Source organism: Thioclava atlantica, assembly GCF_000737065.1.
In the GTDB taxonomy this organism is placed as follows: Bacteria; Pseudomonadota; Alphaproteobacteria; order Rhodobacterales; family Rhodobacteraceae; genus Thioclava; species Thioclava atlantica.
The window spans coordinates 216,892-240,025 of the sequence record NZ_AQRC01000005.1 but is presented as its reverse complement, the minus strand read 5'-3'; the positions used below and the strand labels follow the sequence as shown (position 1 = coordinate 240,025).

At 63.2% G+C, this 23,134-nt stretch carries 18 protein-coding genes and 1 pseudogene; 13 read left to right on the top strand and 6 right to left on the bottom strand.

Features of this window, described 5'->3' with window-relative positions; genetic code table 11:
* From DW2_RS08690 to DW2_RS20380, 6 genes and pseudogenes are all read right to left on the bottom strand, one after another.
* Positions 1 to 1,589, bottom strand: a 1,589-nt coding sequence (locus tag DW2_RS08690) for an AAA family ATPase (RefSeq protein WP_156102926.1), incomplete at its 3' end; no start/stop codon positions are given.
* A 78-nt stretch (positions 1,590 to 1,667) separates the two neighbouring features.
* Complete coding sequence (locus DW2_RS19725) at positions 1,668 to 2,678, bottom strand: hypothetical protein (RefSeq protein ID WP_156102925.1); 1,011 nt, start codon at positions 2,676 to 2,678, stop codon at positions 1,668 to 1,670.
* A gap of 792 nt (positions 2,679 to 3,470) precedes the next feature.
* Positions 3,471 to 4,955 carry a plasmid recombination protein gene (locus DW2_RS08675; RefSeq protein ID WP_038145409.1) on the bottom strand — a complete coding sequence of 495 codons (1,485 nt, stop codon included), beginning with the start codon at positions 4,953 to 4,955 and terminating at the stop codon, positions 3,471 to 3,473.
* Positions 4,956 to 5,374: 419 nt separating this feature from the next.
* Positions 5,375 to 5,752 carry a hypothetical protein gene (locus DW2_RS08670; protein WP_038145408.1) on the bottom strand — a complete coding sequence of 126 codons (378 nt, stop codon included), beginning with the start codon at positions 5,750 to 5,752 and terminating at the stop codon, positions 5,375 to 5,377.
* A gap of 146 nt (positions 5,753 to 5,898) precedes the next feature.
* Complete coding sequence (locus tag DW2_RS20155) at positions 5,899 to 6,363, bottom strand: hypothetical protein (RefSeq protein ID WP_238321295.1); 465 nt, start codon at positions 6,361 to 6,363, stop codon at positions 5,899 to 5,901.
* A 90-nt stretch (positions 6,364 to 6,453) separates the two neighbouring features.
* Positions 6,454 to 6,618 (bottom strand): annotated as a pseudogene (locus tag DW2_RS20380) (helix-turn-helix domain-containing protein); the annotation flags it as partial.
* A gap of 504 nt (positions 6,619 to 7,122) precedes the next feature.
* Here DW2_RS20380 and DW2_RS08660 point away from each other — a divergent pair.
* From DW2_RS08660 to DW2_RS08600, 13 genes are all read left to right on the top strand, one after another.
* Complete coding sequence (locus tag DW2_RS08660; protein ID WP_038145404.1) at positions 7,123 to 8,406, top strand: flavin-containing monooxygenase; 1,284 nt, start codon at positions 7,123 to 7,125, stop codon at positions 8,404 to 8,406.
* An 18-nt stretch (positions 8,407 to 8,424) separates the two neighbouring features.
* A complete protein-coding gene (locus DW2_RS08655; RefSeq protein WP_038145402.1) occupies positions 8,425 to 8,838 on the top strand; it encodes a RidA family protein in 414 nt (137 codons plus the stop codon).
* A 29-nt stretch (positions 8,839 to 8,867) separates the two neighbouring features.
* The gene (locus DW2_RS08650; protein WP_038145400.1) at positions 8,868 to 9,545 is read left to right on the top strand and encodes a DUF1028 domain-containing protein; all 678 of its coding nucleotides are present in this window, start codon (positions 8,868 to 8,870) and stop codon (positions 9,543 to 9,545) included.
* Positions 9,545 to 10,480, top strand: coding sequence for a LysR family transcriptional regulator (locus tag DW2_RS08645; RefSeq protein WP_038145399.1), 936 nt, complete (start codon positions 9,545 to 9,547; stop codon positions 10,478 to 10,480). The genes DW2_RS08650 and DW2_RS08645 overlap by 1 nt, the downstream gene beginning before the upstream one ends.
* A 3-nt stretch (positions 10,481 to 10,483) precedes the next feature.
* Positions 10,484 to 11,581, top strand: coding sequence for an acetylornithine deacetylase (argE, locus tag DW2_RS08640; RefSeq protein ID WP_038145397.1), 1,098 nt, complete (start codon positions 10,484 to 10,486; stop codon positions 11,579 to 11,581).
* 203 nt (positions 11,582 to 11,784) lie between these two features.
* A complete protein-coding gene (locus DW2_RS08635; RefSeq protein ID WP_420340834.1) occupies positions 11,785 to 12,936 on the top strand; it encodes an aromatic ring-hydroxylating oxygenase subunit alpha in 1,152 nt (383 codons plus the stop codon).
* Between the two features lie 714 nt (positions 12,937 to 13,650).
* Positions 13,651 to 15,045 (top strand): sensor histidine kinase, encoded by a 1,395-nt coding sequence (locus tag DW2_RS08630; protein WP_081874913.1) that lies wholly within the window; start codon positions 13,651 to 13,653, stop codon positions 15,043 to 15,045.
* A complete protein-coding gene (locus DW2_RS08625; RefSeq protein ID WP_038145396.1) occupies positions 15,042 to 16,040 on the top strand; it encodes an NADH-quinone oxidoreductase subunit B family protein in 999 nt (332 codons plus the stop codon). Before DW2_RS08630 ends, DW2_RS08625 begins: the two co-directional genes overlap by 4 nt.
* The gene (locus DW2_RS08620) at positions 16,037 to 17,464 is read left to right on the top strand and encodes a nickel-dependent hydrogenase large subunit (protein WP_038145395.1); all 1,428 of its coding nucleotides are present in this window, start codon (positions 16,037 to 16,039) and stop codon (positions 17,462 to 17,464) included. The genes DW2_RS08625 and DW2_RS08620 overlap by 4 nt, the downstream gene beginning before the upstream one ends.
* Positions 17,465 to 17,567: 103 nt before the next feature.
* Positions 17,568 to 19,832, top strand: a complete 2,265-nt coding sequence (gene hypF, locus DW2_RS08615) for a carbamoyltransferase HypF (protein WP_038145394.1) — start codon at positions 17,568 to 17,570, stop codon at positions 19,830 to 19,832.
* A 225-nt stretch (positions 19,833 to 20,057) separates the two neighbouring features.
* Complete coding sequence (locus DW2_RS08610; protein ID WP_078542014.1) at positions 20,058 to 21,134, top strand: hydrogenase small subunit; 1,077 nt, start codon at positions 20,058 to 20,060, stop codon at positions 21,132 to 21,134.
* Between the two features lie 3 nt (positions 21,135 to 21,137).
* Positions 21,138 to 22,934: a nickel-dependent hydrogenase large subunit gene (locus DW2_RS08605; protein ID WP_038145393.1), complete on the top strand. Its 1,797-nt coding sequence runs from the start codon at positions 21,138 to 21,140 to the stop codon at positions 22,932 to 22,934.
* Positions 22,935 to 22,948: 14 nt separating this feature from the next.
* The gene (locus DW2_RS08600; protein WP_038145392.1) at positions 22,949 to 23,134 is read left to right on the top strand and encodes a hypothetical protein; all 186 of its coding nucleotides are present in this window, start codon (positions 22,949 to 22,951) and stop codon (positions 23,132 to 23,134) included.

The following is a 23,134-nucleotide window of genomic DNA, read 5'->3' as shown; positions in this document are numbered from 1 at the left end:
TTAAATCGGAATGACCGACCGGATATTATCGGAATCGGTGACCGGATGACCCCGGTGTGCGCATGTCCAACGGCGACGCGCGCGATTTCTGCGAAATCCGCGTCGGTTAACGTTCCAGCCAGCGCGTCACGCAGCATGGCTACCAGGAAGTGACGATCAGGTAGCGGCACTTCGAGCGACACGTCGAAGCGTCCCGGTCGCAAGATCGCTGGATCAATGCGGGTAGGGTAGTTGCAGGCACCGACAAGCAGGACGCCTGGTTCGCGGGAGAGCGCATCGACTTCTTCAAGGAATGCGTTGATGACCTGGTCGCGATAGTTTCTGTTGCGCGGATCACGATCCTCACGACTGCCCACGGCGTCGATCTCGTCGATGAACATGACGCAAGGCGCCGCCGTGCGCGCCTCGGCAAAACTTTTCCGCATAGCGGCCAGCATGTGACCGAGGTGTCCTTCGGCTTGCCATTCCGCGAAACTGGTCTGCACCAAGGCGACGCCGGCGCTTTTGCCCATCGCTTGGGCAATCCAAGTCTTGCCGGTCCCGGGTGCGCCATGAAGGAGAAGCGAGCGTGTAAGTTCCGACCAGTCGACCTCTCCTGCCTTCCAGGCAGCGAGATCTCGCACCATCCGCCACGCTTCCGCGTGAACCGGAGTGCGTTTTGCCATGGCCTCAAGATCAGGTAGGACCCTTCCCGAGAAAGACTTTCCTGCGCGGTTCTCGGTGAAGCCTGCGAACCGCTCAGCGACCGCGTGGGCTGTCGGTGCACGTAGTGCAATCAACCACTGCTCGCGACTGAATTTGGCCATCGCTTCGGGCGAGGGCAGAGTGGCGCGAATTGCCTCTTCGTCGATCGCTTCCATGTCCCCGTGGCTCGCACGCAGCAGAAACATCAAAACCTCCGCGTCAGGCGGTAGGAACGTGATCTGTTTGCAGGGCGGACGCAGGTAGGCAGTGGGCAGATCGCGGGAGCCGACATGGGCGATGAAGAGCGGGACGCGAAGCGCTAGCCGCTCCGGTAGAAATGCGGCCCCAGCACCGCTTTCGGCGAAGAGAAGCGTTTGGCGCGGCGAGCCGTGAACGAATCTTTCGAGCGTCCAACCCGGAGGCAACATTGCGTCGCCCATGACGGAGGTCAGGAATTTGACGTCATCCGTGTGGAGACCGTGAAGAACGGTGATCGCTCCTTGAGCGAGTTGCTCGCGGAACTCGGTCTCGTTCCCGAATGCGGCCGCAAGTTGCAGGGCGATCAAGAGTTCGTTCGTCGGGATTGCGATGTCGGCCGGGTCTTCGTCAGGTTCGTCGCTGGGTCCCATTTTTTTGTCACCTTCGCCGGTGGCGCCCCTGTTCGGCGCCACGCGGTCGGAGGCAGGTGAGCGACATGATGAGTTTTCTCCAGTAGAGTTCCCCACGGTCTCCCAATCCTCAACGGGCGCGGGCCCATTGGTGTCCTCCGCGAAACTGGACTCCCATTCTCCGGGATTTTCGCATGCGCTGTCTAAGATCAGCGCATGGCGCAACCGAAGCCGGGCAATGACGTTTTCCGCAAAGGGCGCCCAAGGCGGCGCGGGGGTGATTTTGGTTCTTTTCATAAGACAGCTCCAGGCAGAGAGAAGATGCACCCCGGCAAGAGCCGGGGTGGGAAAGGGAAGAAAGCTAGCGAGAGGTTCTTAGACCTTCACCCCGCCGCTGGCCTGCGCGAGCACGACTGCATCGAGAAGACTCTCAATCTCGGGGCGGGCCCAGGGACGATATACTTCGCCAGTCGTATTCAGGAGATGCGCAAACTCCGTTTGCGGCACGACCGCTTCGATGAGGTGACGCCTAAGGGTGCCGTGCATTGTCTTTTCTGCGGAGCAGGCAACGCTTCCGGATTTCATTTCGACCTGTCGCAGGATGGTCACCGAAGCATCTTTGGGAATGCCGAGCTGATAGCGGTGGCGGCGCTCGGGGTCATTGCTGTAGCCCAACTTCAACACATGATCCTCGCCGTGTCGGATATCGAGGAGATAAATGACGGAAGATCGCGCGGACCAGGATGCGCCGCAGGCACCACAATCGACATGTCCACTCTGCATGTTGGCGCGTGCAACCCGTTGTTCATGGCCGCATTCGTGCCGATACATACGGTAATTCGGGTCATTCGCAAGATCCGCGCCGAGCCGCTCCCAACCTCTCTCGATCGCTTCGTCTTCTTCGCGCGCGAGGTGGCAAATCTCGCAGCGCGCTTCCACTTCGCCTCGAGCAGCCCGCCCGATGAGCTCGAACTGTCGGCGCAAGGTGTGGCCACAGCTTGCCTCATAGAAACCGTAACTGGCGTCGGCGATGTCGTAGCCGAGGAAATCAAGACCGGCCAACTTCGCTGCTTCGCGTCGCCGAGCATCCTCACACGCCGTGCAGGCGACACTCGCGGTGCGCAGGGTGAAGAGCTTCTGTGCAACATGCGCTCCGCATTCCTCACATTCGAGGACTACGTGATAGCGATCGCGCACTCGGCGATCGATGCGAAAGCCCTTATCCATCGCGATCTCGATCCACTCGTCATGGATTTCGCCGGATACCTCCTGCCACGCCTCGGCTGGAGCGGAACGCGAACGACGCGGAATATAGAGAGGGGGGTGGTTCCCGGGAGGGATGACAAAGGGCGACTGCGGGGTGGGGGTAGAAACGTTGTGAGTCATGGTGGCCTCTGAATTAAGCGCATAGAGACAGGCGCTGCGTCCAAGAGATGGGGCAGGTCAGTCGCACTGGGCATTGATGGAAGGAAAGGGCGCTCAGGCGAGCGAGACGATGAACGAAGCGTTCTCGTCGAACAGCTCGTTCTTCAGAGGCTGGTGGCGCTCAGGCGCTTTGACGTCACCGTTGAGAATGGTATTGGCTTGAATAGTCATTGTCTGGTCTCCACGAAAGATCAGGGATTGGCGGTCCTCGTCGATGTTGCAACCATTGGCGAGGACCAGTTTCGGCGTATAGCATTTGTATATACTCCGAATTTTAGAATGTAAAGAGGATGTATATACAAAAATGTCGCGAGAGCCGAAGACCAAACAAGTTAATCTCCGGATCACTCCGACCTTGAAGGATGCAGCGGATCGCGCTGCAGTGGATGATCAACGATCGCTCACATCGTTGATTGAGAAGCTTTTGACGGACTATCTCAAAGAGAATGGCTACTTGCCCAAGTAACGTGAAAGGGCGCGTTGCGCGCAGCGGAAGCTGTGCCGTCTGCAACTTAGATTTCGGCCTTCGGCGTCTTCTCTTCTACCGATCGTTCAGGATCGTTCTGTCCACCATCGACCTCAACGAGCTCGCCCAGCTACGTATGGTCTGGGTTTCCCGCCGTCTGTGGCAGAGAGCGTCCGCCAGCAAGCTCCAAGCGATGGTCTGGTGAGGCGCGGCAGGTCGCGACCAAGGGTGCGAAGCGCTGTGAAGGTTTCATCCAAACGTGCCGTGATCGGCGAGCCGGGTAGGGCTTAGAGCCCCGGCCCCCTGTCGGTCTCGGGCTGCGCCTTATCCGGGCCGCCGCCGATGGCCGTGACGACGCGTTGCAGAAGGCCTGCGAAGCGGATGACCATCTTCTGGACAGTGCTGCGTTCGTCAGGCTCTGTCGCTGCGATCTGTTGCAGAAACTTCGGGGCCCGATGGAGGAACTGATCCGGTTCATTCATCTCCAGAAACCGCCCATCCTCGACCATGTCCAGCATGTAGCGCATCGTCTCGAGACCGGCCTCCGACTCCTGAAGCTTCCGCGTCGCGACCTGCTCGCGAAGCTCCGCGGCGTTCTCCCGCTCGGCAATCTCGTCTTCTTGCGCGTCGACCTTCTGTTTTCGCCGCACGAGCTTTTCGTTCTCCGTTTCGATCCGCTGCAACCTCTCCTTCAAAGTATCGACCTGCTTGCCCAACGCCTTTTCCTCTTTCTCCAACCTTTCCGCTTTTGTCTTGTTCGAAAGATCCAATTCCCGCTGTGCGGCTTCAACCTTCGCAATAAGGCGTGCATGCGCCTTGCGCTCCGCATATTGCACCGTAGAGAGCCGCGCGTTCCGGGGGCCGTGGCGCAGCAGGCCACAGGGTTTGCCGACGGCCTCGTAATAGTCGTCCTGAAAGGACGCCATCGCGGCCTCATAGGCCGCCTTTTCAGAGTTCTTCTCAGTTTTGTTTTTGCGCGCCTTGTGCATGTGACGGTCATTCTCGAAGGTCCAAGTCGCGAGAGCCTCGGAGTTTTGCCGCTCGATCTCGGCGCAGCGCTCCTGCCACGCAGCGATCTGCTCCTCATAGAGGCTCATGCGCCGGGCCTGCGTCACACGGTTCTTCGACGGCTTCGGGCGCTTAGGTTTCAACGGTCGCGAAAGAGGCTCCGGACGGGGCAGGGAGGTGAGTGCCTCAGCAGGACCATGGGCGGTGCGCAATGCTGCGGCTGCGACCTTGCCCACATGCAGCTTGTTCGCGCTGAGTTTCGGATCTGTCAAATTGACGGCGAGGACGTGGATATGGACATATTTCTCGTCGAGATGCATCACCGCCGAGGCGGAGAGGCCTTCAGGCATTCTTGCCCGGAAATCCCTCAGCAGGCGATCGGCCCATGTCTCGATCTCGGCGATGATCTCTTCCGAGCCGCCAAGATACTCAGCTGAGGTGATCGGGTGGGAATGGATTTCCGTGTAGAGCGTCGGTGCGTCCGTCTTCAGCCCCCGCTCGTAGCTGCCACCGCCTTTCTTGCGCACGGTTTCCCGGATCTCGGTCCGATGCGCATCATGGAGACGACGCAGCTCAGCCGGGGCGATCAAGCCGAAGCCAGTCAGGATCTGAGGCGGGCGGGGCGTCGCGATGTGTCTGGAATATCGCTGGTCTCGCAGCGCCTCGCCGAAGACCTGATTGAGGTCGTTATAGTGATCCTTCGTTCTCTGAACCAAGGTCGGCTTGAGGCTGTAAGTCTGAATATGGACGAACTGGTAGGCCACGGCGCACCTCTTCAATTGCGATCATGGCTGCTCATTTATACAGGCCCAGCGAAAACCCGAAACGGAATCCGGTCCTCTTTAAGCGAAGGTGGGGATAACCTAGGATGCTGATAACGTTTGCGAAATTCTATTTCGAAAACGGCCCCGGTGTGGGCTAGATACAGCGACAGACTGTAGGTAGCTAAAGCTACCATCGTCTGCCCCTCACGCCGGGGAGGCGCTCCGTCGGGTCGAAATCCGCTGACGCAGGATCTCGACCCAACTGCGCGGATGGCACGCCATCCTTGCCAAAGCGTCGCACCAGCGCGCGACGAGATGCAAACGGCCGCCCGGGGGCGCGCCGCAGACGAGGCGATGTGCTAGGATGGGATCGGTGTGCTGAACCTATGCTGGGCGGGTTGGCTTGAGAGGGGTGGCGGTCAGAGCCCCATCGCGACGCCCTCGCACTCGCACCGGATCTCGAGCAAGGCCGGCAGTCCGCCTTCAATCGCGACATCGACCGGCCGCGCGCCCGCAAAGAGCGGCCCCGTATTGGCCTGGGTCATCCAGGCACATGCGATCGGATCCTCGAAATAGGTGCCGAGCGCCTTGTAGATCCCGAGAACCGCCGAGAGCCGCAGCGTCTGATCTTCGGTGAGGCTGATGACCTCATGAGGATCGCGTGCCCCGGCACTGTCAGCCTCGGAGAACCCGACAAGCGCGGCGGCCTCCTTCGCGGACAGTTCCCATTGCGCGGCGATGCGACCATAGGCCTCGAGCCCGACAGCTGTCATCTGATCTGCGGTGAACTCGGTCAAGGGACGACCTCTCGGTAGGGGGGAGCGGTGCGCGAGCAACAACGCGCAGTCTTCTGGCAAGTCTTGTTGAGCCGCAGTCTGGCCCGATCTCCGACCTCACGCAATCTTTGCCGTTGCAGCGCCGATGACAGCGGCGCGTTGCTCGCTCAGTCCTGAGCCTCCGCTTCCAGCCGCGAGATCCGCCAGTCGCCCTCGTGGCCGCGTTTCAGATAGGCCGCGACCAGCTGGAACCCGCTCTGCGGCCAATCGCTTGGCGTTTCGGTCAGCACCAGCTCCGCGATCCCGAAGCCATGGTCCCGAAGATCCCGCAGCCGGGCCTTGGTCGTGATGTTCACGATCGGCACCAGCCAGACGATATGATCGGCCACCGTCATCGCGTGTTGCGTAAACGCTCGGATCTTCGACCAGGGCGGGTTGGTGATGATCCAGTCGACCTGCGTGTCCCATTCCAGGAAATCCCGCCCGTCTTCCAGTTCGCACCAAAACCGGTCGAGATGCATCGGCAGTTGATCATGAAACGCACCCAATCCCCGCGCGGGATCTAGCGCATGACCTGAGATTCGGTCCGCGAAATGCGCGATGATCGCGGCGGCGAGGGCAGGGGGCGTCATCACGCGATCCCGCTCCGGTGCGTTCCGCATTGGCACGAGCCCGGGCTTGCTGGCACGCGGTAGCTCTCTGACCGCTGTTCGAAGGCCCAGCACGCCTAAGACCCGTAGCAACGTCTCGATCCGCCCCGTCAGATCGCGTTCTAGAACATGGATGGTCGGCCGCGAGCACCCGACCCGGATAGCCAGCGCGCTCTGGCTCAGACCGGCGGCGCGCCGCCGCTCCGCCAGCGCCGGGCCGACAGCTGCACCGTCCACCCAAGACCAGCGCAGTTCGAGAACCGGCAACACCCGCGCGAGCGAGCCGATCGCACCGCGGCCGGTCTCTAGATTGCGTAGCGCCGGGATGCTGATGCCCGCTGATGAGGCGACAGCTGCCTGAGTGTGGCCGAGTGCGCGGCGGCGGGCGCGTAGAGGGAGGGCAGGGAGTGTCAAACTATGTTTCTGAAATTTGCGTTGGAAATGGAACGTTAGTTTTACATGGATCTAGGACTGTGCGCGAGATTGAAAGTTCGAGTGATGACCAAGGTCACCTGACCAACGACAACTTTCGACGATGAAGACTATCACTGGCTACTCTGTTTATCCGATGCTCTCACTGATCACCAATGCTCCACGGAGAATAGTGGAAGACTTAGGCTAGTCCTAATCAATGCTACCGAAAATCGTTATTTTAGTTAACCTGCCCCGGTTATACCGAGAAGGGACGAGGGCCCTCGTGCCACTTTCGGGCAACGAAACAAACCGTTGGGGACTGCGCTGATGAAGATTGAAGACACCAATACGCTCGTCATTGGTGCGGGTCAGGCCGGGATCGCCATGAGTGAGCATCTGACGCGACGGCGGATCGCACATATTGTCCTCGAGCGGGCGCGCATCGCCGAATCCTGGCGCACGCGCCGTTGGGACTCGCTCGTCGCGAACGGACCGGCCTGGCATGATCGCTTCCCGAACATGGAATTCGAGGGCCACTCTCCGGACGCCTTCGTCGGGAAAGAGGATGTGGCCGCGTATTTCGAGGCTTATGCCGAACGCTTTGCGGGTCAGATACGGAGCGGGGTCGAGGTGACGGAGCTCACGCCGCTGGAGGGGCGTCCAGGGTATCGCGCGGACACGTCGGAAGGAGTGATCGAGGCGCAAACCGTCGTCGTTGCGACCGGTGCCTTCCAGAAACCAGTGATCCCCCCGATTGTGCCCGAGTCCGAGTGGCTTACCCAGATACATTCCAGCGATTACCGAAATCCGGATGCGCTGCCGAAGGGGGCGGTGCTCGTTGTTGGCGCAGGATCTTCCGGAGCGCAGATCGCGGATGAGTTGATGCGGGCAGGGCGACGCGTCTTCCTTTCGGTGGGACCGCATGACCGGCCGCCCCGCAGCTATCGTGGCCGCGACTTCGTCTGGTGGCTGGGCGTGCTCGGGAAGTGGGACCGGCAGGCGAGCGCGCCGGGCGCCGAGCATGTCACCATCGCAGTCAGCGGAGCAAACGGGGGGCAAACGGTCGATTTCCGCAGGCTTGCCCAAAAAGGTATTACCCTTCTCGGACGCACCGAGACTTGTGCCAATGGCGTGCTTTCCTTCGCCGCGGACCTCGAACGCAATATCCGCCGTGGAGACGAGAACTACCTCGCGCTTCTCGACGAGGCAGACGCCTATGTGACGCGCAACGGACTCGACCTGCCTCCCGAGCCATCGGCCCGGGCGCTTGCCGCGATGCCGGACTGCGTGACCGATCCGCTGCAGACGCTCGACATTCGCGCGGCTGGCATTTCCACTATCATTTGGGCGACCGGTTTCGCTAACGATTACGGCTGGATGGCGGTCGATGCCTTTGACGAGGCTGGCCGGCCCGCGCATCAGCGAGGCGTGTCGCGCGCACCGGGGGTGTATTTTCTCGGCCTGCCATGGCTTTCGGGGCGCGGATCCAGCTTCATCTGGGGCGTCTGGCATGATGCGAAATACCTCGCAGATCACATCGAGATCCAGGCCAGCTACCGTGCCTATCGTCCCGATCCCGCAGCGGCCCGCGCCGCTTCCCGCCCCGCTTGATCCGAACAGGGAAACATCATGGCTCATACCCGAATTCGCGCCTTCAACACGAAGGACACTTACCCCGAACAGAACCTCGACAATGATCTCGCGCAGGCCGTCGTGGCGCGTGGGCAGATGCTCTTCCTACGAGGGCAGTGTCCGCAAGACCTCGACACCGCGAAGAATATCGATAGCCACGACCCGGTCGAGCAGACCCACAAGGTCATGCAGAACATCCGCCAGCTCATCGAAGAGGCAGGAGGCGAGATGGCGCATCTGACCAAACTTGTCGTCTACCTTACCGACGTGCGCCACCGCGAGGCCGTCTACCGGACAATGGGCGAATACATCCGCGGTGTGCATCCTGTTTGCACTGGTCTCGTAGTGGTCGCTCTTGCGCGACCCGAATGGCTGGTGGAGATTGACGCAACAGCCGTAATCCCCGACTGACCCGATTTCTGCAGCGAAACGGAGCACGCATGACCTTTTCTATAGTAGCCAGATGTGCGCAAAGCGGCCAGCTCGGCGTTGCAATATCCTCGTCTTCACCGGCGGTCGCAGCGCGCTGCGCGCGGGCGCGGGCCGACGTCGGCGCGGTCTCGTCGCAAAACGTGACCAATCCCGAGCTGGGGAAAATCATGCTGGACCGGATGGCAGCGGGCGAGGGCGCAGCGGATGCCGTGGCCGCGGCACGCGACGGCGACGATCATCCCGATTATCGCCAGCTTCTCGCAATTGACGCGCGCGGCGCGACATCGGTTCATTCGGGTCCGAAGGCCCTCGGGATATGGGCCTCCGCCGAGGGCCGCGACTGCGCCGCAGGCGGCAACATGCTGGCGGAGAATGGTATCCCGGCGAAGATGGTGGCGGCCTTCGAAGCGGCGGACGGTCCTTTCGGGGATCGCCTGATCGCGGCGATGAAGGCGGGTCTCAAAGCCGGCGGCGAAGCCGGGCCAGTGCATTCCGCGGGGCTGTTGATCGTGGACCGGCAAAGCTGGCCCTATGCCGATCTGCGGGTCGACTGGCTCGACGAGGGCTGTCCGATCACCGCGTTGTCCGATCTTTGGGCGCGCTACCGTCCGCAGGCCGACGATTACGTGACCCGCGCGTTGAACCCAGGCGCAGCACCGTCCTATGGCGTTCCGGGCGACGACTGATGCCGTTGCGGATCACGCTCCGCCAGCTCGAATACTTTATCGCTGTCTGCGATTGTGGTTCCATTACGCTCGCGGCCCAGAAGCTGAACGTCTCTTCGCCCACGATTTCCGCTGCCATTGGCCAGCTCGAGGCAGAGGTCGGCTTGACGCTCTTCAATCGGCGTCATGCCCATGGCCTGACCGTATCGCAAGTGGGGCGTCGGTTCTTAGAGGGGGCGCGGGAGGCCGTCGCACGGGCGGAGGCGCTCGGCGATCTGGCGAGCGACTTGGCCGGCACAGTGCGAGGCGACCTGCATGTGGGCTGTCTGATCACCTTCGCGCAGATCGTGCTACCGAAACTGCGCCGCAGTTTCATCGACACCTATCCCGAGGTCGTCTTCCACCAGTTCGAACGCGATCAATCTGAGATTTTTGAGCAGCTGCGGGATGCCAGGTTGGATGTGGCGATAACCTACGATCTCGACATTCCCCCCGATCTCGATTTCCGGCCATTGATCGACCTGCCGCCCGTTGCCCATTTCGCGCAGGATCATCCTCTGGCCGGGTTGCGCGAGGTGGCACCCTCGGAGCTTGTCGACCTGCCGATGATCCTACTCGATCTACCGGTCAGCACCGACTATTTCCTTTCGCTCTTCGCTGCCACGGGACAGCGCCCGCGCGTAGTGGAGCGGACGCGTGATATCGCGGTGATGCGCTCACTGGTGGCGAATAACTTCGGTTATTCCATCGCCAATATCCGGCCGATCACGGACCAAGCTCCTGACGGTGGCACGCTGCGTTTCGTGCCGATCTCGGGTGGACCTCGGTTGCTCAAGATGGGCATTCTGACGAGCCGGGGAGCGGAAACCTCCCGCACGGTCGCCGCTTTCGTCGAGCATGTCCGTGAAAATTTGAGCGATGCGAGCGAATTCAGTTTCGCGGCTGCAACGAGGTAGACCATGGAACTCTCCACCAAAGACATCCTCGCAGCGCTCGTCGGTTTTCCAACGGTCACGGATGGGCCCAACGGCGCATTAGTCGATTGGGTCGAAGACTTCCTGCAGTTGCACGGTTTCGCGACATGGCGGCTCGTGTCCGCCGATGGCCTGAAGGCGGGTCTACTTGCAAAGCGCGGGGAAGGAGACGGCGGCCTGCTCTGCTCTGCACACTCCGATGTCGTACCGGTCGCAGGGCAGACGTGGTCGCGAGATGCCTTTGGCCTCTTCGAGCGCGATGGCCGATATTTTGGGCGCGGCACGACCGACATGAAAGGCTTTCTTGCCTGCGTTCTGGCCGTCGCGCAATCACTGAAGGTCGGCGCCCAGAGCATGCCTCTGAGCCTCGCGCTCAGCTGGGATGAGGAGATCGGTTGCCGCGGCATAGCCGAGATGATCGATACGGTAATCCCTACGCTGGGACGGCCAGACCTCTGTCTTGTTGGAGAGCCGACTTCGCTGAAGATCGTGACCGGACACAAGGGCAAGGCAAGCTACCGGGCTGTCGCGACTGGCGAGGCTGGGCACTCGGCGATGGCGCCGCAGTTTCGGAACGCGCTTCACCCGGCTGCCGAGCTCGTGCAGGCCATCCGGGAGCGGCAGTCCACACTCGTGAAGGAGGGCGCGCGGGACGGGCGTTATGACCCTCCCTTCTCGACAATCCATGCCGGGGTCTTGCGTGGCGGCACCGCGTTGAACATCGTTCCGGACCGCGCTGAGCTTCTGTTTGAGATCCGCCACCTCACGGCCGAGACGCCCGAGGCGATCATGGCGGGTCTCGATGTGCCCCGCAATGTGACGATCACGCAGACAGGTAGCTACCCGGGCCTTTGCAGCAACGCAGAGCACCCGGCAATCCGCGCTTTTGCGTCTAGCCTTGCGCAGCCGGACGCCGGCACCGTCGCATTCGGCACGGAAGCGGGATTTTTCGCAAAACTCGGCCTTGCCACGATCGTCTGGGGGCCAGGCGACATGGGCGACGGTCACCAACCCGACGAATCGATTGCGATCTCCGAACTCGAGAGCTGCATACGAATTTTGCGCGCTTATCTGTCCTATTGAAGGTGGTTCTGCAGGCCTCTTGCGGGACGTGGAGGCGGTGCGGCGCGCGTGGAATCCGCTCGTCGCACAGTTTGACCTCCGGTCGCTTCGTTTAGCCCTAGCCTAAGCCAGACTAATAGAAAAATTTCTTTCAACGAAGCAGGGGCGGCGGCATTCAGGAGAGGCCCGGAATGAACATCTCCGGGCCAGATATGGAGCCTTCGATGAACGAGAACACTCCCGTCACCATCCCTCGGATCGATCCTGTTGCCGAACTCGCCGCCAATGTGGCGGTCCCGTTCGAGCACGCCTTTGCTATGCCGAGCTCCGTCTACACCTCAAAGGAGTTTCTCGCCGTCGAAGAGGAGCGGATCTTCGCGAAGAGCTGGGTCTGCGTCGGTCGCGCTGACTCGCTCGACGGACCGGGCGCCTACTTGACGACCGAGGTTGCCGGCGAGCCGATCATCGTGCTACGCGACGCCAAGGGCGCACTGCGAGCGATGTCGAACGTCTGCCGCCACCGAATGTCGACGCTGCTGGATGGGCGTGGCACCGTGCGAGTCATCACCTGTCCTTACCACGCCTGGACTTATTCGCTCGACGGATCGCTCCGCGGCGCGCCGGCAATGGAGATGAACGGCTCTTTCTGCAAGGAAAGTTCGGGCTTGCCCTCGGTCCGCTGCGTCGATTGGAAGGGCTGGATCATGCTGACCCTCGATCCTGATCTGGCGGAGCCCTCGGAGATCTATTCCGAGGTGGACGATCTTGTCGGCTACCTTGACATGGCGAGCTATCGCGAGACGTTCCGCGAGGAGCATCGCTGGAACACCAACTGGAAGATTCTCGCCGAGAACTTCATGGAGAGCTACCACCTGCCGGTCTGCCACGCGGGTACGATCGGTGGCGCGAGCAGGCTCAAGGACATGGTCTGCCCTGAAGGTTTCGAGAATTTCAACTTTCACCACATCCTCAAAGCCGATTCCGTGCCGCTGGCACTGGCGCATCCGTCCAACACCGTCCTGGAAGGTGACGACCGCCGCCGCACGTGGCTGCTGGCGATTTACCCGTCGCTGATGATCACGCTCACCGCGGGCTATTTCTGGTATCTTTCTCTGCGTCCTGACGGGCCCGATCACGTGAAGATTCTTTATGGCGGCGGCCTCTCGCCCGATTTCCTCGCAGATCCGGACGCGGAGGCCCATCTCGCCGCTCTCAAGAAACTGCTCGACGAGGTGAACGCGGAAGACAAGGGCTGCACCGAAAAAGTCTGGAAAGGTATGCAAAGCCGCTTTGCCAAGCCCGGGCCCCTCTCGCATCTCGAACGCCCGAACTACGAATTCGCCCAGTGGCTTTCGCGAATGGTATCGACCGGCTGAAGTGGACAGTGCCGGCTCCCGTGAAGAGCGCCCGGCGCGAGATCCGCCAGCCGCCCTAATGGCCGCGCTTCAGATAGGCCGCGACGAGTTGGAATCCTCTCTGCGGCGAACCGCGTGGCGTGTCGATCAGCACCAGCTCCGCGATCCCGAAGTCATGGTCCCAAAGATCCCGCAGCCTGCTCCTTCTCGGTTCTTCATTGAAGATCTAGATTCTGAGGGATTAACGTCTAAAAATCCGGTGCTTTCCGTAGAAGAATATTTCCAAAATTGAGAGATACGCCGGTGCTGACGTCGAGCAAGCATCATACAGATTTAGAAAGCCGCCATTCGATCGCTTCGCAGCACGAGTCAATCTGGGCGCGGAGCGGCCGCGGGCGTCGCGGGCGCCGACGCGATGGATCGCCACAAGGCGATGCTCCTAAAGCCAGTTTTGGACGTTAGTATGGGGGCTGTCGACGAAAACTTTCCCGGGATCTTCGCTACTTCGAGGTGGAATGTGATGTTGGTTTCAAGAAAAGCCTTGTCGCTGGTCGTGAATTTGTTGGCCTCAAACGCCTGCCCGCCCGAACTAGGCTTCCGCGCCAAGAGTGAATTCTGGCGGTGATCTCTTGCGATGCGGTGACAGCCGCCGCACGCTACAAGATGGACCTGCGCGCGCGAATGTTCTAGCGATAGGGAAAGGGAATAGGCTCGACGCCGCTCGCCGGGAGTTTCATGTCACGCGAATCCGCCCCTGAAAACCAGCCGCCGCTCGACCCGACGCTTGCCGGGTTGCTGCGCCACGCGCCCGCCGCGGCGCAGGGCGGCGATGGTGAGGATGTTTGGTTCGACGTACTTTCGGCGGTGGACCGAACCTATGCCGATCTTGTCGACTATCAGGAACGGCTGGAGCAGCAGAACCACGAGCTGGAGGATCTGCGCTCTTTCCTCGGGTCGATCCTCGCCTCGGTCTCGGATGCGTTGATCGTGATTTCGCGTTCGGGCGAGGTGCTGGAAACTTCGGCCTCGGTCGCCAGCCTGACGGGCGAGCCGCCCGGCGCGTGGCACGGTCGCAAACTTGCGAGCATGTTTGACGCGCGCAGCGCCGAGGTGCTCGATCGGGGGCTGGCCGAAGCCGCCAATACCCGCAACCCCGTCACCATCGAGGCCGCGCTCGGCGGGCCGGAAGGCCCTGCGCCGCTGGAGTTGTCGATCAGCCCTCGTATGGATGAACGTTCCCGGGTCGCGGGCTATGTGCTGACCGGGCGGCCCTTGGGCGAATTGCGCCAGGCATACTCCGAGCTGGAGCGCAGCCATGAAGAGCTAAAATCGACGCAGGCGCAACTGGTGCGCAACGAGAAATTGGCCTCGCTGGGCCGTCTTCTTGCTGGGGTCGCGCATGAGCTGAACAACCCGATTTCTTTCGTCTACGCAAATACCCATGCGTTGGAGCGCTATGCGGGCAAGTTCGAGGCCTATTTCGAGAAAGTGCAGGCCGGAGCGGATCGCGAGGCACTGATCGCCCTGCGCGAGGAGCTGAAGCTCGACCGTGAAATCCGCAACCTGCGTTCGGCCATCGAGGGCGCGCGCGACGGGGCAGAACGGGTGCGCGACATCGTCGAGGATCTGCGGCGGCTGAGTGCCGAGGGCTCGGGCGAGATGGTCGTCTTCGATCTGGTCGAGACCGCGCGGGTGGCGGCGAACTGGGTGCAACGCGGCTCCAAGGCCGGGGTCGAGATCGCCTTCACCGGCGCAGAGACGCTGCAGGTGCGCGGTCGGCAGGGGCATATCCAGCAGGTCGTGATGAACCTCGTGCAAAATGCAATCGACGCGCTTTCGGGGCTCGAAGAGGGCACCGGCCGGATCGAGGTCGACGCGCGCGTGATGGAGGGGCGCGGGACGCTGTCGGTTGGCGACAATGGTCCCGGCGTGACCGAGGAGCTGACGCAGGCGATCTTTGATCCGTTCTTCACCACCAAGGCGGTGGGCGCGGGCACGGGGCTGGGCCTCGCGATTAGCCATAAGATCATCGAGGAACATGGCGGGCGTCTGCGGCTCTGCCCGAAAGGGTCGGCGCTGGGCGGGGCCTGTTTCTCCTTCGATCTGGAACTGGGTGAGGGGGCGGAATGAAGGTTCTCTGGCTGCAAGCGGCAGGCTGCGGCGGCTGCACCATGTCGCTCCTTTGCGCGGAATCCCCGAATGTCTTCGACACGCTGGGCGGCGCGGGGATCGAGTTCCTCTGGCACCCGACCGTGAGCCTCGAGACCGGCGCGGAGGTGCGCGCGATTTTCGAGGCGATCGAGAGCGGCGAGATCGCGCTGGACGTGCTGGCCGTCGAGGGCTCGATCGCGCGTGGGCCGCGCGGGACGGGCAAGTTCCAGATGGTGTCCGGCACCGGGCGCTCGATGCTCGACTGGGTGGTGAGCCTCGCGCCGAAAGCCCGGCATGTTGTCGCGGTGGGCACCTGCGCGACCTATGGCGGCGTGACCTCGGCGGGCGGCAACCCCTCCGATGCGGTCGGCGTGCAATATGACGGGGCGCTGCCGGGAGGGGCGCTGCCGGCGGAGTTTCGCTCGGGCTCTGGCCTTCCGGTGATCAACGTGGCGGGCTGCCCGACCCATCCCGACTGGGTGACCGAGACGCTTTTGCTGCTCAATGAAGGCGCGCTGGGGGCGGAAGATCTCGACGCTTTCGGGCGGCCTTTGTTCTACGCCAAGCATCTCGTCCATCACGGCTGCTCGAAAAACGAGTTCTACGAATACAAGGCCTCGGCGGTCGAGCTGTCCGATATCGGCTGCATGATGGAGAACTTGGGCTGCATCGGCACGCAGGCCGTGGGGGACTGCAATATCCGGCCTTGGAACGGCGACGGGTCGTGCACCTCGGGGGGCTATCCCTGCATCAACTGCACCGCGCCCGAATTCGAGGAACCACGCCATGCCTTCACCGAGACGCCGAAGATCGCGGGCATCCCGGTGGGCCTTCCGACCGATATGCCAAAGGCATGGTTTATGGCGCTCGCCTCGCTGTCGAAGGCGGCGACGCCCGAGCGGATCGCGAAGAACGCGGTTGCTGACCGGGTCGAGGTGACGCCGACGATCCGCAAGCCGAAAGGACGCAGATGACAGAGACGCCGCGCCTCGTCGTGGGCCCTTTCAACCGGGTCGAGGGCGATCTGGAAGTGCATCTCGATCTCGCCGATGGGGCGGTGGCCGAGGCCCGCGTGAACTCGCCGCTCTATCGCGGGTTCGAGCGGATGCTGGAAGGCAAGGACCCGCGCGATGCGCTGACGATCACGCCGCGGATCTGCGGCATCTGCTCGATCAGCCAGTCCGCGGCGGCGGCGCGCGCGCTGGGCGCGGCCATGGGGCTGGAGCCCACGCCACAGGGCGCGGGTATGGCGGCGCTGATCCATGCGGTCGAGAATGTCTCGGACCACCTGTTCCACTTCAACCTGTTCTTCATGCCCGATTTCATCCGCCCCGTTTACGCAGGTAAACCGTGGTTTGACCGGGCGGTGTCGCGCTTCACCCCCGCCGAGGGCGGCGCGCAGCGCGCGGCGGTCGCGGCACGCGCCGAGCTGATGCATATCCTCGGGCTAATGGCGGGCAAATGGCCCCATACGCTCGCAATCCAGCCCGGCGGCGTGACGCGCGCGCCGGGACCGCGCGACAAGGTGCGCATCGAGACGACGTTGCGCGCTTTCCGGCGCTATCTGGAGGAGGTGGTTTTCGGCGGGTCGCTCGAGGCCTTCTGTGCGAATGAGACCGTCGATCAGCTGATGGCGTGGGAGACCGGCGATGCGGGGCTGTTCCTGCGCATCGCGGCCGATCTGGATCTGGACCGGCTCGGGCGCGGCTCGGGCCGGTATATGAGCTTCGGAGCCTATCCGCTGGCCGAGGGCTATGGCTTTGGGCGCGGGCTGTGGGACGGGGCCTTGGTCACGGTCGATTTCGGCGCGATCACCGAAGACCTCAGCCATGCGTGGATGCTGGGGGCGCAGGCTCATCCCTGGCAGGGCGAGACACGGCCCGATGAGGCGATGCGCGACGCCGCCTACAGCTGGTGCAAGGCGCCGCGGCTGAACGGTCAGACGGTGGAGACCGGCGCGCTCGCGCGGCAGGTCGTGGACGGGCACCCGCTGGCACGTGCGCTGGCGGGTGGCGGCGTTCTGGCGCGGGTCGCGGGGCGGCTGTTGGAGCTGGCGCGGACGCAAGCCTTCATGGAGGGGCTTGCGAAAGGGATCGATCCGGCTGCTGCGTTCATGCTGAAGGGCGATCTGCCCGAGGCAGGGCAGGGCGCGGGGCTGGTGGAGGCCGCGCGCGGCGCGCTGGGCCATTGGTTGCGGATCGAGGACGGGCGCATCGCTTCCTATCAGATCATCGCGCCCACGACGTGGAATTTCAGCCCGCGCGACGCGGAGGGTGTGCCGGGCCCGCTGGAGGCCGCACTGGTCGGTGCGCCGGTCGCGGCGGGCGAGACCACCCCGGTCTCGGTGCAGCATATCGTGCGCAGTTTCGATCCCTGCATGGTCTGCACGGTGCATTGAGTAAGTTGAGGGCTCCGCCCCTGCCGTCGCCGGAGGGCGAGAAACGTTGATGAAAATGGGGGCTCTGCCCCCAAACCCCCGGGATATTTGAGCCAAGAGGAAGATGCAGGGTTTCGAGATCAGGGTGCGCGGGCAGGTGCAGGGGGTGGGGTTCCGCCCCTTCATCTGGCGGCTTGCGCAGGAGCGCGGGCTTTCGGGCCATGTGCTCAACGATCCCGAGGGCGTGCTGATCCGGGTGGCGGGGGCGCTGGACGGTTTGGCCGAGGCGATCTCGGCGGAGGCGCCGCCGCTTGCGCGGGTCGATACGGTGGAGGTGTCGGAGTTTGTGTTCGACACCGCGCCTGAGAGTTTTGATATCGTTGCCTCGCAGGGGGCGGGGGCCGAGACGCGGGTGACGCCGGATGCGGCGACCTGCCCGGATTGTCTCGCGGAAATCCGGGGCGACCGGCGCAGGCGGCACTACGCCTTCACCAACTGCACCCATTGTGGGCCGCGTTTCGCGATCCTGCACGCGCTGCCCTATGACCGGGCGCAGACGACGATGGCGCCCTTCGAGATGTGCTCCGCCTGCCGCGCGGAATATGAGAACCCGGCGGATCGACGTTTCCACGCGCAGCCGATCGCCTGTCCCGATTGCGGGCCGCGGGTGTGGCTGGAGATGGGCGGGGAGGAGCGTCCTGCCGAAGAGGTCGGAGCGGTTTTGCAGGGCGGGGGCATCGTCGCAGTGAAAGGCTTGGGCGGGTTTCATCTCGCCTGCGATGCGACCAATGCCGAGGCCGTGGCGCTGTTGCGCGAGCGCAAGCGCAGGCCTGCAAAGCCCTTCGCGCTGATGGGCGAGATCGAGACGATCCGCCGCTATGCCCGGGTTTCGGAAGCCGAGGAAGAATTGCTGCGCGATCCTGCGGCGCCGATCGTGTTGCTGCAAAAGGCGGGGGAGGCTTTGCCGGAGGCAGTGGCGCCCGGGCAGGACAGCCTCGGCTGGATGCTGCCCTATACGCCGCTGCATCATCTGCTGTTGCGCGAATGGGCGCGGGGGGAAGAGGGGCGCCCCTTGGTGATGACCTCGGGCAATCTCTCGGGCGAGCCGCAGGTGATCGGCAACGGTGAGGCGCGCGAGAAGCTGGCTGGCTTCGTCGATGCTTTCCTGATGCATGACCGCGACATTGCGCGGCGGCTCGATGACAGCGTCGTGCGGGCCGATCCGCCGATGGTGCTGCGCCGCGCGAGGGGGCAGGTGCCGGGCACCGTGCCCCTACCCGAAGGGTTCGAGGGCGCGCCGCAGGTTGTGGGCTATGGCGGGCAGATGAAGGCGGCGATCTGCCTGATCAAGAACGGGCAGGCGCTGCTGGGCCATCATCTGGGCGAGCTGGACGAGGCGCTGACATGGGAGGCGTTCGAGCAGGCCGATGCGGATTATGCGGCGCTGTTCGATCATCGCCCCGAAGTCGTGGCGGTCGATCTGCACCCCGATTTTCGGGCTTCGCGCCACGGGGCCGAACGGGCCGCGCGCGACGGGTTGCAGCTAGTCGAGGTGCAGCATCACCATGCGCATCTCGCGGCCTGCATGGCTGAGAATGGCTGGCCTCTGGAGGGCGGCAAGGTCGCGGGGATCGTGCTCGACGGGCTCGGCTTGGGGCCCGATGGCACGGTCTGGGGCGGCGAACTGTTGCTGGGCGATTACCTTGGGTTCGCGCGGCGCGGCTGGCTGGAGCCCGCGCCGCTGATCGGTGGCGACCGGGCGCAGGCAGAGCCGTGGCGCAATGCGCTGGTGCGGCTCGATGCGGCGGGGCTGGAGGGGCTGGCCGACATGCTGTTCCCGGAGGCGCCGCGCGATCTGGCGCGTCAGGCGGCGGCGAAGGGGATCAACGCACCGCTGTCCTCGTCGGCGGGGCGGCTCTTCGATGCGGTGGCGGCCTGCCTCGGGATTTGCCCGATGCGGCAGAGCTTTGAGGGCGAGGCCGCGATGCGGCTCGAAGCGTTGGCGGCGCACGCGTTGGCCAACGGTGAGTCAGCGGAGGCCGGGGCCTATGCGTTCTCGGATGCGGGCGACGCGCTCGAGACCGGACCGTTTTTTCAGGCGCTCGCCGCCGATCTGGAGGCCGGGGTTGCGCCCGAGGCCATCGCGCTTCGGTTCCATGCGGCGCTGGCGCAGGGCTTTGCCCGCCGGGTGCGGTCGCTGATCGAAAGCGGAGACGCGAAAGCCGCGGCGCTCACCGGTGGCGTGTATCAGAACGCGCTGTTGCATCGGCTCACCTGCGCCGCGCTGGGCGACCTGCCGGTGCTGAGCCATCGCACGCTGCCGGCGAATGACGGCTCGCTGGCGCTGGGGCAGGCGGTGATTGCTGCGGCGCAGTCGGAAAGAGACTGACCGGAATCCCGGAAAGCTGGTCACTGACGTACCAGTGCAGCCCCGCGCCGCACCGGGGTTTTGACTGGCAACATATCGGAAACAAACAGGAATTCGCGCCTGCGACATCCTGTCATTATTTCGTTCTGTTCGCGGACCCGACCTGCCAATCCTGAGATCACATATGCGTATTCCCCTCGGGAGGAGGGAGAATCCGGTCATCGGGATCACAGAGGGAGGGACACTTTGCCTGCGATCGAAACCTTTTACGACGTGATGCGTCGGCAGGGGATTACCCGCCGCAGCTTCATGAAATATTGCTCGCTGACGGCGGCGGCGCTGGGTCTCGGCCCGGCCTATGTGCCCAAGATCGCCCATGCGATGGAAACCAAGCCGCGCACCCCGGTGATCTGGGTGCACGGGCTCGAATGTACCTGTTGTTCGGAAAGCTTCATCCGCTCGGCCCACCCGCTGGCCAAGGATGTCGTGCTCTCGATGATCTCGCTCGACTATGACGACACGCTGATGGCGGCGGCGGGCGCGCAGGCGGAAGCCGCGCTGCAGGACACGATCGACAAGTATAAAGGGAATTACATCCTCGCCGTGGAGGGCAATCCGCCGCTCAACGAAGACGGGATGTACTGCATCGTGGGCGGCAAGCCCTTCGTGGACCAACTCCGCCACGCTGCCGAGCACGCGAAAGCCATTATCTCCTGGGGTGCCTGCGCCTCCTATGGCTGCGTGCAGGCTGCCGCCCCGAACCCGACGCGCGCCACCCCGGTGCACAAGGTCATCACCGACAAGCCGATCATCAAGGTGCCGGGCTGCCCGCCCATCGCCGAGGTGATGACCGGCGTGATCACCTACATGCTGACCTTCGACCGGATGCCCGAGCTGGACCGTCAGGGCCGCCCGCAGATGTTCTATTCGCAGCGTATCCACGACAAGTGCTACCGCCGTCCGCATTTCGACGCCGGTCAGTTCGTCGAGACGTGGGACGACGAGAACGCGCGCAAGGGCTATTGCCTCTACAAGATGGGCTGCAAAGGGCCGACCACCTACAACGCGTGCTCGACCGTGCGCTGGAACGAGGGTGTCAGCTTCCCGATCCAGTCGGGTCACGGCTGTATCGGCTGTTCCGAGGACGGGTTCTGGGATCAGGGCTCCTTCTACGACCGGCTCACCAACATCAAGCAATTCGGGATCGAAGCGAATGCCGATGTGGTCGGCGGCACCACGGCGGCCGTCGTCGGCGGTGCGGTGGCAGTTCACGCTGCCGTCTCCGCGCTCAAACGCGCCCAGAAGAAGAACGAGGAGGCGTAATCCATGTCGGTTCTCAACACGCCGAACGGCTACACGATGGACAATTCGGGCAAGCGGGTCGTTGTCGACCCGGTGACCCGGATCGAGGGTCACATGCGCTGCGAAGTGAATGTGGACGAAAACAACATGATCACCAACGCGGTCTCGACCGGCACGATGTGGCGCGGGCTGGAAGTGATCCTGAAGGGCCGCGATCCGCGCGACGCCTGGGCCTTCACCGAGCGGATCTGCGGCGTCTGCACCGGCACCCATGCGCTGACCTCGGTCCGCGCGGTGGAAGATGCGCTGGGGATCCAGATCCCCGACAATGCGAATTCGATCCGGAACATGATGCAGCTCGCGCTGCAGATCCATGACCACATCGTGCATTTCTATCACCTGCACGCGCTCGATTGGGTCAATCCGGTCAACGCCCTGCGCGCAGACCCGAAGGCGACTTCGGAGCTGCAGCAGAAGGTCAGCCCGAGCCATCCGCTCTCCTCCCCAGGCTATTTCCGGGACGTGCAGAACCGTCTCAAGAAATTCGTCGAAAGCGGACAGCTCGGGCTGTTCAAAAACGGCTATTGGGACAACCCGGCTTATCTGCTTCCGCCGGAAGCGGACCTGATGGCAACGACGCACTATCTGGAGGCGCTCGATCTTCAGAAGGAGATCGTGAAGGTTCACACCATCTTCGGTGGCAAGAACCCGCACCCGAACTGGCTGGTGGGCGGCGTGCCGTGCCCGATCAATATCGACGGCGTCGGCTCGGTCGGTGCGATCAATATGGAGCGGCTGAACCTCGTCTCCTCGATCATCGACAAGTGTCAGGAGTTCAACGAAAACGTCTATATCCCCGACGTGATCGCGATCGGCGGCTTCTACAAGAACTGGCTCTATGGCGGCGGTCTGTCGTCGCAGGCCTGCCTTGCCTATGGCGACATTCCCGAGAACCCGAACGACTTTTCGCCCGAGCAGCTTCACCTGCCGCGTGGCGCGATCATCAACGGCAACCTCAACGAGGTGCATGACGTCGATCCGCGCGACCCCGAGCAGGTGCAGGAATTCGTCGATCACTCCTGGTACACCTATGGCGAGCCCGGCAAGGGCCTGCACCCGTGGGATGGCGTGACCGAGCCGCAATACGAGCTCGGGCCGAACGCCAAAGGCACGCGGACCAATATCATTGAGCTTGACGAGGCTGCGAAATACAGCTGGATCAAAGCCCCGCGCTGGAAGGGGCACGCGATGGAGGTCGGTCCGCTCGCGCGTTACGTCGTGGGCTACGCCAAGGGTCACGAAGACATCAAGAACCAGGTAGACGGTCTGCTGCGCAAGATGGACCTGCCGTTCAACGCGGTCTTCTCGACGCTGGGCCGGACCGCGGCGCGGGCGCTGGAATCCGAGTATTGCTCGCGTCTGCAGCGGCACTTCTTCGACAAGATGATGACCAACATCAAGAATGGCGACGAAAGCACCGCCAATGTCGAGAAGTGGGATCCGTCGAGCTGGCCGAAAGAGGCCAAGGGCGTCGGCATGACCGAGGCTCCGCGCGGCGCGCTGGGGCATTGGGTCAAGATCAAGGACGGGCGCATCGAGAACTACCAATGCGTCGTGCCCACCACCTGGAACGGTTCGCCCCGTGACACGCAGGGCAATATCGGTGCCTTCGAGGCGTCGCTGATGAACACCAAGGTGGAGCGTCCCGAAGAGCCGGTCGAAATCCTGCGCACCCTGCACAGCTTCGATCCGTGCCTTGCCTGTTCGACCCATGTGATGTCGCCCGACGGCGAAGAGCTCACCACCGTCAAGGTGCGCTGAGGGAGGAGGAAATCATGAAGAAACTCGCATTTGCTTTCAGCATGATCGCAGGTCCTGCGCTGGCCCATCCGGGCCACGCTGTGGCCCCCGGCGCGGAAGGGCACACCATCGCCCATGTCGCGATGGCGGCCGGCGCGATCGCCCTGGCCTATGTGGCCGTCGAGATCGCCCGCGCCGTCAAGCGCGTCCGCAAGGAGTAA